The organism is Frankia sp. CcMO1 (assembly GCF_977945845.1).
Window position 1 is genome coordinate 1 of record NZ_CDWTMG010000178.1, and the last position, 10,063, is coordinate 10,063.

General features: G+C 69.6%; 9 protein-coding genes. 4 read left to right on the forward strand and 5 right to left on the reverse strand.

Annotation, left to right across the window (positions count from 1 at the left end):
* Window positions 1–322: 322 nt before the first annotated feature.
* Window positions 323–2,419 carry a serine/threonine-protein kinase gene (locus AC08OU_RS17975; RefSeq protein WP_476605367.1) on the forward strand — a complete coding sequence of 699 codons (2,097 nt, stop codon included), beginning with the start codon at window positions 323–325 and terminating at the stop codon, window positions 2,417–2,419.
* A 62-nt stretch (window positions 2,420–2,481) separates the two neighbouring features.
* On the forward strand, window positions 2,482–3,417 hold the full coding sequence (locus AC08OU_RS17980; RefSeq protein ID WP_476605368.1) for a PP2C family protein-serine/threonine phosphatase: 936 nt from the start codon (window positions 2,482–2,484) through the stop codon (window positions 3,415–3,417).
* A gap of 33 nt (window positions 3,418–3,450) precedes the next feature.
* Here the strand turns inward: AC08OU_RS17980 and AC08OU_RS17985 are convergent, their stop codons facing one another.
* Window positions 3,451–4,227, reverse strand: coding sequence for an endonuclease/exonuclease/phosphatase family protein (locus AC08OU_RS17985; protein ID WP_476605369.1), 777 nt, complete (start codon window positions 4,225–4,227; stop codon window positions 3,451–3,453).
* Window positions 4,224–5,327 (reverse strand): aldo/keto reductase, encoded by a 1,104-nt coding sequence (locus AC08OU_RS17990; RefSeq protein WP_476605370.1) that lies wholly within the window; start codon window positions 5,325–5,327, stop codon window positions 4,224–4,226. The genes AC08OU_RS17985 and AC08OU_RS17990 overlap by 4 nt, the downstream gene beginning before the upstream one ends.
* Before the next feature lie 83 nt (window positions 5,328–5,410).
* Between AC08OU_RS17990 and AC08OU_RS17995 the strand changes: the two genes are divergently transcribed.
* Window positions 5,411–6,028, forward strand: coding sequence for a hypothetical protein (locus tag AC08OU_RS17995; protein WP_476605375.1), 618 nt, complete (start codon window positions 5,411–5,413; stop codon window positions 6,026–6,028).
* Window positions 6,029–6,050: 22 nt separating this feature from the next.
* On the opposite strand, the gene AC08OU_RS18000 is transcribed toward AC08OU_RS17995, so the two are convergent.
* Window positions 6,051–7,961 (reverse strand): B12-binding domain-containing radical SAM protein, encoded by a 1,911-nt coding sequence (locus AC08OU_RS18000; protein ID WP_476605371.1) that lies wholly within the window; start codon window positions 7,959–7,961, stop codon window positions 6,051–6,053.
* A 126-nt stretch (window positions 7,962–8,087) separates the two neighbouring features.
* Between AC08OU_RS18000 and AC08OU_RS18005 the strand changes: the two genes are divergently transcribed.
* On the forward strand, window positions 8,088–8,213 hold the full coding sequence (locus AC08OU_RS18005; protein WP_476605372.1) for a hypothetical protein: 126 nt from the start codon (window positions 8,088–8,090) through the stop codon (window positions 8,211–8,213).
* A gap of 142 nt (window positions 8,214–8,355) precedes the next feature.
* Here AC08OU_RS18005 and AC08OU_RS18010 read toward each other — a convergent pair whose 3' ends face one another.
* Entirely contained in the window at window positions 8,356–9,552 is a 1,197-nt protein-coding gene (locus AC08OU_RS18010) for a M20 family metallopeptidase (protein WP_476605373.1), read from the reverse strand.
* 7 nt (window positions 9,553–9,559) lie between these two features.
* Window positions 9,560–10,063: hypothetical protein (locus AC08OU_RS18015; RefSeq protein WP_476605374.1), on the reverse strand; the 504-nt coding region annotated here is incomplete at its 5' end.

Below are 10,063 nucleotides of genomic sequence, written 5' to 3' on the forward strand. Positions count from 1 at the left end.
AACGGGTCCTCCTCGCCCGATGATCACCGGCGGGCCAGAAGAATCACAAGATCAGCGACAGATCCCCGGAACTGACCCGCTTCATCAACGGCGTGCTGGCCCGCGCGATCGCCGACGGCACCTGGAAACGACTGGCCCGGCAGTGGCTGTCGGCACCGTTCGCCCCGCCGCCGGCGCCACCGGTCGCCCGCTACCGGGACTGACCGGTGGTGATCTCTCGGTAGGAGGTGGGCGTGGTCCTGACCCGGCTGCGTCCGGCCCCGTCGCTCCCCATCTCGACCCCGCCCCCGATCTCGACCCCGATCTCGACCGAGGAGTGTGCGTGAACGCGGTCATCCCCTGCCCGGAGCCGGACTGCGAGGGCGTCGTCGAGGACGGGTCGCGGACCGCACCGAGCCGGCTGGGCGCGGGCCTGGTCGAGGTACCCGGGCTCGACGTGCCCGAGCGCGACGTGCCGGACCCGACGTCGATGCTGCTGGCAGACCCGCAGATCCCGGAACGGCGGCGGGCCTGCGCCGGGTGCGGCGCGCCGGTGGGACGCTCCCGGGGCCGCCGGCCCGCGCGTCCCGAGGGCTTCTGCCCGGGATGCGGCCAGCCGTTCTCGTTCCGTCCCACGCTGCACGCCGGTGACCGCGTCGGGCCGTACGAGATCGCGGGGGCCCTCGCGTACGGCGGCCAGGGCTGGATCTACCTCGCCCGGGACCCGGGCGTCGCGGAGGACTCCTGGGTCGTGCTCAAGGGCCTGCTCGACTCCGGCGACCGCGAGGCGCAGGCCGCGGTCATCGCCGAGCGCCGGTTCCTGGCCTCCGTCGACCACCCGGCGATCGTGCGGATCTTCACCTTCGTCGAGCATGCCGGCACGGGCTACATCGTGATGGAGTACGTCGGCGGCACCTGGCTACGGGAGGTGCTGCGCCGGCGTCGGGCCGACGCCGGCCGGCCCGACCCGCTGCCGGCCGCCCAGGCCGTCGCCTACCTCCTCGCGGTGCTGCCCGCCTTCGCCTACCTGCACCGGAACGGCCTGGTGTTCGGCGACTTCACACCCGACAGCGTGATGCTCGGCCGGGAGACGCTGCGCCTGATCGACCTCGGCGCGGTCCGTCGCCTCGATGACGGTGCCGTAGCCGGTGCCGGCTACGGCACCCCCGGCTACCAGGCACCCGAGGTGCCCACCACCGGCCCCTCGGTCGCCTCCGACCTGTTCGCCGTGGGACGCACGCTCGCGACCCTCATCCTGGACTTCCGCGGCAACACCTCGACCTACCTGCACACGATGCCACCGGCGACGGGCCATCCCGTCCTCGCCCGGCACGAATCGCTGTACCGGTTCCTACTCAAGGCGACCGCACCCGATCCCGACCGCCGCTTCACCGGCGCCGAGGAGATGCACGACGAACTGCTGGGGGTGCTGCGGGAGATCGTCGCGGCCGAACGCGGGACACCGGCCCCGGCGCCGAGCCGGCGGTTCACCGGCGACGTCCACCCCACCGGCGAAGGCGGCCTCACCGACGCCGACCCCACCGCGCTGCCGCCGTGGTCGGTGCTGCCCCGGCTGTGGGCCGACCCCGACGACCCAGCGGCAGGCCCACTTACCGCCCTACCGGACCTCGCGCCCGAGCAGCTCGCCGAGCTGCTCGAGGCGACGGGAACCACCAGCGTCGGGGCGCGCCTGCGCCTGGCCGACCTGCGGATGCGCCTGGGCCGGCCCGCAGCCGCCCGCGAGGTGCTCGCCGAGATCGAGGCGGAGGACCCCTTCGAATGGCGGGTGGACTGGCAGCGCGGGCTGCTGGCACTCGCCGACGGCGACACCGCCGCGGCCCGCGCCGCGTTCGACCGGGTCTACGCCGAAGTCCCGGGCGAGCTCGCGCCGAAGCTGGCACTGGCGCGCACCGCGGAGGCCTCCGGCGACCTCCCCCGGGCGCAGCAGCTGTACGATCTGGTATCGCGCACCGACGACGCGTTCACCGGTGCGGCGTTCGGGCTGGCGCGGGTGCGGATCGCCGCGGGCGACCGCGACGGTGCGGTGGCCGCCTACCGCCGGGTACCACCGGCCTCGGCCGCCCACGTCGACGCCCAGATCCGGCTGGCCCGGATACTCGGCACAGTGACCGTGGCCGGCGTCCCCGACCGGGCCGGCGTCATGGCCGCGTCGGACGTGCTGGCCGGCCTGGGCCTCGACCCGGGCCACCGGGCCGCCCTCATCCGGGATCTGCTGACCACCGCGCTCGACCTGGTGGCGGCCGGCACGCTCCCGGTGGATCCGGACGTCACGGTCGCCGGTGCCGCACTGCGGGAACCGGACCTGCGCTTCGGCCTGGAACGCGCCTACCGGGAGCTCGCCCGGCTGGCCGCGACCACCGACGAGCGGTACGCCCTCATCGACCTCGCCAACCGTGTCCGCCCGCGGACCCTGGTATGAACGCCGGACGGCGGCCGGGCCCAGCGCCGGGGCCGCGGGACCCCGGTACATCGCAACCCGGCATGGCGGACCCCGGCCTGGCGCGGCACTGCCCCGGCTGCGCGGCGCAGGTCCTTCCCGACGACCGGTTCTGCGAGCGCTGCGGCGTGGCCCTGACGGCGGCCGGCCGCGAGCCCGGCGACCGGATCGGCGTCGACCTGACGATCGCGGCCGGCGTGTCGGACCGCGGCCTCGTCCACCGGAGCAACGAGGACGGGTTCGCCCTCGCCGTCGTCGGCCCGCCCGACCCAGCCGACCTGCCCGGCCCGGCCCGCCCGGCGGTCGTGGCGGTCGTGTGCGACGGGGTGTCGACGGCTCCCGGCTCGGGACCGGCCGCCGTGGCCGCCGCCCGGGACGCCACCGCCTTCCTGGCCGACGTCGTGGGCACGCCGAGGTCTCCCGGGCCGACGGGCGGCGGCGTCCCCTGGGAGAACGCCGCGCTACGGGCGGCGGTCGCGACCGCCCAGCGCAGCGCCGTCGCCTCGATCACCAGCCCCGACGACGCGCCGGCCTGCACGTTCGTCGCGGCGATCGTGACGGCGGACCGGCTCGCCGTCGGCTGGCTCGGGGACAGCCGGGCCTACCTGCTCGGCCCGCGGGGCGCGCGCCTGCTGACCGAGGACGACACGCTGGCGGCCGAGGCGGTGCGGGCCGGCCTGCTCCCGGCCGAGCTGGCCGAGACGGCGCCCGGCGCCCACACCATCACCCACTGGATCGGGACGGGCAGCGGGTCAGCGGTACCGCGCGTCGTCTCGCTGCCCCTCACCGGGCCGGGACGGGTGGTGCTGTGCAGCGACGGGCTGTGGAACTACGCCTCGGCCGCCACGGCCCTCGCCGGTCACGTCGGACGCCTGCCGGCGGACGCGCCCGCCGCCGCGGTCGCCCACCATCTCGCCTCGGTGGCGCTGGCTGCCGGCGGCGCGGACAACATCACCGTGGTCGTCATCGACATATTCTGACTCAGCTCCAGAATGAGGAGCATGGCGGCGTGGTCACTGAGCCCGAGTGCTCGTGGGGTGTGGAGGTAGTCGCAGCCGGTCACAGGTGGCAGGTGGGGGGGTGGTGAGGAAGATGTGGTCGAAGCGGTAGCCGTTGCCACTGCGGCCGGACCAGCTGTGTCCGAGTGCGTCGGGGTGGAGATGGCGGTAGGCGTCAGCGAGGCCAGCAGTTATGAAGAAACGGTAGAAGTTGTACTCCCAGTCGCCGAAGACGCGGTAGTGCGGGATGTGGCCGGGTTCGAGGACGTTCAGGTCTCCAGCGATGATGACCGGGCCATTGAAGGCGGTGAGAAGTTGGGGTAGGGCTGCGGTGACGGCCGCCTGGAAGGCGCGTTTGTTGTCGTTGCGGCGTTTCTTTGATCCTCGGGATGGGACGTAGAGGCCGATCAGGCCGAGGGCGTGGCGTCCGAGGCGAACCTCGGCGGCCGCAGCGCGGTGGGGCAGGACGGTGATGCCGGTGGATAGCGGATGGAGAGGTGCGGTGCGGGAGGCCAGGACGGTCCGGTAGTCGGGGTCGGTGGGCTGGGGGGCGTGGATGTGGCTGTATCCGTAGTAGGTGAGGGTATCGATGAGTGCGGTGCCTCCGGGTCCGGAACTGACTTCGGTGAGGACCAGCAGGTCGGCGTCTGGTTGCTGGGCGATCCAGGCGACCTGTTTGCGTGCTCGGGCCGGTGCGGCGTGTTGGGCGTTGAAGACGAGGAGCCGCGCGGCGGTCGATGCCGAGTGGACTGAGGGGTGCGGGGTGCACAGGGCAGGCTGGTTGGCGGTCATGGTGTGTGAGTGTCGGCCTCGTCGATGAAGACGTCGCCGCTGGCGTCGAGTTCTTGTTGGAGTGTGCTGAGGGTGGAGCGGATGACGGCGAGGTCTTCGGGGGACAGGGCTGGGCCGGAGGCTGTCAGGTTCTCGCGGACCTGTTCGGGGGTGGTGAATCCGACGAGGACGGCGGCGTTGTCGGTGCGTTGCAAGCTGTAGCGCAGGGCTGCGCGGACGAGGGCGTGGGGGGTAGGGCCGAAGCGGTCGCGGAGAAGCGCGAGGCCTTGGTCGATGATGGCGAGGGCGTCGGGGGTGAACCAGCGTTTGCGTTGCCGGTGGTCGCCGTCGGTGAAGCGGGGCGGCTGGTGGGGGTTGTACTTGCCGGTGAGCAGGCCCTGCGCCAACGGCTTGTTGATCAGAATGCTGGTATGGTACTCAGCAGCGACGGTGAAAATATCCGGCTGGCCGGCGGGTGAGGGTGGGGTCAGCGGGTTGTACCGGACGGCGAGGTCATCGGGCCGGAGCCGGGTGAACAGGGTACGGAAGCGTGCATGTTTGTCCTCCCGCTGCCCATGGGGTGTAGTAAGACGGTCGGGGGCGTAGCGGTGCGGACCGCGCATCCCGATGCAGCGGATCAGCCCTTCGTGCTGGAAGGCGCGCATCTGCTCGATCGCGCCGTCGAGGTAGCGATCATCAGGTCCGAATTCGTTGGTGTGGAAGAAGTAGATGTCGAGCCGGTTGGTGCGCAGGTTCTCCAGGCTGGTTTCGAGCTGGCTGCGCATGGCTGCGGGCAGGTAGGCATGGGCGGCGGTGCCGGCGAAGTAGCCGACCTTGGACGACAGTACGATGCTGTCACGATCCACCGTCTCGACGAAGCGGCCGAGGATGCGTTCGGAGTGGCCGTGCCTATACACGTCAGCGGTGTCGAAGAGGTTTGCGCCGAGGCTGTAGGCGGTTTCCAGCCCGCGGCGGGATGCAGTGTCGTCGGCGGTGGACCAGCCCATGGGCAGGCTCAGGTTGTGGTCGGGGCCGCCGATCGCCCAGCAGCCGATCCCGATGGGGTGCACGGTCAGGCCGCCGGCGAGCGTCCGACGAGCCATACCGTCGTCTTCGATCATTCGAGTCACCTGTTTTCTTGATCTGTGATGGGGGTCTGCCCCTAGTCGACGCTGCCCGGCGTAACGCTAAGGTCACCGGGGTGATGACTCCGCACCCCACCACCCTGTTGGATCTAGATGCGATCACTGCGAAGGGATGGGCCGACCGCAGCGATTTCCCGGATGTCGAGTTCGACCGCGCGGAGCGCTTCTACACTGCGATGCGCGTTCATGACGAGCGTCTGCAGGCTGTGCGCGCGAAGGCCTCGATGCTCATCGAGCAGTGGACCGGCCGTTGTCCGTGCGATGTCGGCTCGTTCGGTACCAGGCTGAACTTGGAGACCTCCGATCTGGACCTGGGGATCGGCTATCCGGTCGAGCAGCGCGCCGCGTTGATGACAGCACTCGAAGGGCACGCCCCTTTCATCGGCGAGCGCAACACCCGGTTCTCGACGACCCGGCTGGTGTTCGCCTTCACTATGGACGGCGTGGAGATTGACCTGAGTGCGCTGACCGTCGAAGACTTCAGCGTGGCCTGCCGGATGCTCGACCAGATCGAGCAGGCGATGACCTATTCGGAGCGGGTCTGCCACACCTGGGTCAAGCATCTGCTGCGGGAAGCCAGCCGGCTGGAGGACTACGCAGTCTGGAAGCTGGTCACGTATGCTAGGTTCTGCCCGGAGTTTAACTGGGTGCCGATCCCGGAGAAGACTGTCACCTGAATGGTAGGGGCGACCATCGGGGTCAGGTCCCGCAGGCGTCCGCCGCGTTGATCAGCCGCCAGCCCGTCGTGGCCGCCCACCGTCGGTGTTCACGGCGGAGAAAATCGGCGTGTGGGCCGGTCATCTGGCCGCTCAGGTCGTGGACGACGGCCGCCATCCGATCCTGAAGGAGCGCGAAACGCGCGTCGAGGGCGCTGGCGATCCGCGTGGACAATGCCTGCCCACCGTCGGGGTTCTCCGGCTGTGCCTCGATAGCGGCGATCATGTCGCCAAGCACGGCAAACGCGGCGTCCTTCACTACGACCCGTGCCTGCCGCACGCTGGCGCGGACAGGTCCGTCGAGGAGCTTCTCCAGTGACTTGAGAACGTAATCGAAGGCGAAGGTGCGGTCGACCCATCGCTGGGCCCAGTCGGCGGCGACACCGATACGCCGGTCAGCGTAGCGCGCCTCGACCCGGCCCATCGACGGCGTCACCGTCCCGGTCAGCCCCGCTTGGCGGGCTCGGCGGGTGTACGCGGAGCCGATCAAACATTCCATGCCGACCAGGAGGTAGGAGACTCCGTGGTACAGGGGATGACCGGTGGTGGCTTCGGCGGCGAACGCATCGTTACGGACAGCCCGTACGATCTCGGCCGGGGGCAGGTGTGGTTGCGGGCGCAGCAGTAGGTCTGTGCATTTCTGGAAGGCGTGGGTGGCCCGGAGTTCTTCCAGGCTCATCAGCGGGTCGAAGGTGATGTAAGTGAAGCGGGTCGGGACCCCCATCGCTGACAGGGTGCGGATGCCGAGCACGTTCTGCTCGGCAGTGGTCTGTTTCGCGAAGCGCACCAGAATGCTGTCCACCCCGGACTCCACGCCGAACAGCATGCGTCGAAGTCCGCGGTCGAGGAGGGTACGCCACATCGCAGCACGCTCGGCGTGCCAGTCCAGGTCACGGTCCGGGCGGACAACCTGGTCGATCCGACAACTCGACTCCCAGGCAAAGCCGGCCTCCTGCAGCAGCCGGGCGATATTCAGCGCCCGCGTTGCCGCGTCGGCGTCGCGGCCGAGGAACTCCTCATCGACCAGGTACAGCACCCGGGCGATGTTCGGATGTCGGGTAAAGACCGCGCGCATCTCGGTGAGCAGCCACGGAAGGTGGTCGAGGCCCGCGCCGGACCAGGAGCCCTTGTGGCCGCGGGGGCAGAACGAGCAGTACGAGGTGCAGCCCCGGCTGGTCTCCAGTTGGGCGACACCATGATGGGTGAAGGTCGCCGGGAGGAGGTCGAGTTCGGGTACGACGTCCGTCGTGGTGTCGCGAGTCACTGGTGTGCTGGAACGACGCCGGCTGATGCCGAGCGCGCCGCGGCGGCGTGCACCGGTGTAGCCGAGGGCGGGTATCTGTTCCTGGTCGCAGTCCCCGTGCCAGTACCCGAGAATGGCTTCGATGGTGGCCTCGCCGGCAGCCCGGGCGATCAGCAGCTGTGGGTAGCGTTCGAGCAGCAGAGATTCGTTGCGGGCGGTGAGGCTGCCTCCGGCAACGACGATCGGCGGTTCGGCCAGGGCATGGACGGCGTCCAGGAAGCGGATCAGGAGATCGTGCTGGCCGAAGGTCGCGGAGATACCGAGAATGTCCACCTTGCCGGCGGTGGCGTGCGCGATGAGATCGTCGAGGCTGGGACCGAGTTGCATGTCGGCCAGCGTCACCCTGCCGAGCAGGGTCGACCGCGCGGCGCGCGCGACGGTGCTGATACCAAGCGGAAACCTGGGTAGTGGGAAATTCTCCGGGTGGTACAGGGCGGCCAGCAGCGTGACCGGCCGCGACAGACGAACGACTCCCGCCTCGTCGAGACGGGCCGGTGACAACCACGAATCCGGTTTCTCGAGGGTCAGATGCCGTGTGGTCCAGGTCGGCCAGCGGCGGCTGCGGTGAGGCTGGCCGGACAAATCCGCCACGACCCACGTCCCATCCGCTCGCTCCAAGAAAACCAGCCGGCGATCCAGGCTGCCGGTTACTCGCACACGGCCGTCAGCCCGGCCGGCCAACCATGCGGCGAGGACAGCGGGATCGAGAAGGAGGTCATGGGCATCGTCTACGCCTACCCCCTCATGCCGGCTGTGATGCGCGCCGGCCAGGCGAAGGGCGGCACCGAAACGCTGGATCAGGGCCGTGTCAGAAACTTTCATACCGCATCCCCTCTCGCGTGACGAACAACACGAGAAGGGTGACGTTCCTGCTGGCGTAGCTCCAGATCATGAGCTTGCTAGAAACTCGTCGCATGCCGCTGCGACCGACGATGACAAGTTCCTACAAAGTTCCGACAAATTGTCAGGCCAGTTCTGACAATTGTCAGGTCAGCAAGGTGAGCGCGGCGGCATGGTAAACGGCCTGAATGGTGGGGATCGTGTCGAGTCGGATACGTTCGTCCGCGGCGTGCAGGTTCTCGTAGCTGACGCCGAAGCCCGCGGTGGCAGGGATGCCCACCCCCGCCAGGTAGTTCCCTATGTTCGACGGGCCGGCCACCTTGGGTCTGGTCTGCAAGCCAAGCTGAGCTGCGGCGTCGAGGATCGCGGCTGGCAGCGGTGCCGTGTCCTCCATTGCGTAGGGAGGCCAGCAGGTCTCGAGAAGGATGTCCGTGGCCCGGGTGTGCGGCCACCCCGCGTCCAGCGCAGCGGCACTTGCCCGTAGCAGTGCCTCGCCTGCCGCGGCGTCGAAAGCTGGGGTCAGCCGTAGGTCGACGCTGACGGTGCACAGGTCCGGGGTCACCGACCAGCTCTGTCCTCCGCTGATCTCGGTGACCGTGACCTTCCCGCCGGTGGGGAAACGCGCCTCAGGAGCGGGCAGCGGTGCGGCGGCGAGGCGGGCGACGAGGTCAGCGGCCTTGACAATGGCGTTCGGGGTGCATGCCGACCCGCCGGAATGGCTCGCCACCCCGTGGACAAGCAGGCGGGCACGCAGCACGCCCCGCCCACCGACGACCACATGCTCGGCGCCCGGATAGCCGATCATCACGCCGAGGGTGTCCGCCGAGGTGTCTTCGAGGCTGGCGACGAAAGCGCGGGCGCCCCCGAAGCCGCCGGTATGCTCGTCGGCGTCCAAGAGCAGGGTGACGCCGCCGTGGAGCTGGTCAGCGCCGACGGCGAGCCGAAGGAGGAGATGGCAGAAGATAGCCGCACCCACCTTCGAATCTGCAGCCCCTCGGCCCCACATCCACCCGTCCACAACGGTGGCGCTGGTCGGCGGATAAGTCCAGGCATCCTCGTCCCCGAACGGGGCGGTGTCCACGCAGGCATCCAGCACCAGCCGGGGACCGGGCTGACCTCCGACCACCTCGGAGACGACCCCGACTAGCTCACCACACGAGTCGTGCAGCCGGCGTACAGGAAGTCGGCGGCCACGAAGCCATCCCGCTGCGCCTTCCAATACCGGGCCGGTCGGATCCAGCCCGCCACGGCTGGGCACTCTCACCAGGTCCGCGGTCAAAGCCACGACCGATCGCTGGTCTGCCTCCGCCGCCCGCAGCAGCGCACGTATCTCACCTGACATGCTGGGATCATCTCCCCCGCAGGACCGGCAGGGCCTCGACCGCCTCCACAGTCTCAATCCTCCTACTGGCTGCGTAGCACTGCCGAACATGATCCACCAGCCGCGCTGCCGGCTGCGCTCCGAGCAGAACACCGGAGTCGAACGCCTCGGCCGACGTCAGCGAGGGGATCGGCGTGACCGCGGCCTGTTCCGACACGCACAGAAAGCGCTCTGGCTGCGCCGTCTGATCTGTGATAAAGTCCAGATTCAACGTCTTGTAGCCATGACCACGATCGGCTGGGTTCCGCAGGGTCAGCAGCCGTAACAGGTGATCTTTCAGTACCTGCCGGTGCGGAGGACCGAACAGTACCCGATAGTGCACCAGTGCAGGCCGGTCGGCCAACGCCGCTTCAATAGCGTCCAGATAGGCCCGATCGCGTGATCGCGACCCGGTCACCAGCAGAACCTCCTGCGCGGTGTCGACGACGCGGGTCATAGCCTCTAGATCTGTCTTCCGCACATGGGGTTTCGA

Coding starts and splice junctions, on each gene's coding strand:
- AC08OU_RS17980 (WP_476605368.1), top strand. CDS start 2,482: ATGGCGGACCCCGGCCTGGCGCGGCACTGCCCCGGCTGCGCGGCGCAG.
- AC08OU_RS17985 (WP_476605369.1), bottom strand. CDS start 4,227: ATGACCGCCAACCAGCCTGCCCTGTGCACCCCGCACCCCTCAGTCCAC.
- AC08OU_RS17990 (WP_476605370.1), bottom strand. CDS start 5,327: ATGATCGAAGACGACGGTATGGCTCGTCGGACGCTCGCCGGCGGCCTG.
- AC08OU_RS17995 (WP_476605375.1), top strand. CDS start 5,411: ATGACTCCGCACCCCACCACCCTGTTGGATCTAGATGCGATCACTGCG.
- AC08OU_RS18005 (WP_476605372.1), top strand. CDS start 8,088: ATGGGCATCGTCTACGCCTACCCCCTCATGCCGGCTGTGATGCGCGCC.
- AC08OU_RS18010 (WP_476605373.1), bottom strand. CDS start 9,552: ATGTCAGGTGAGATACGTGCGCTGCTGCGGGCGGCGGAGGCAGACCAG.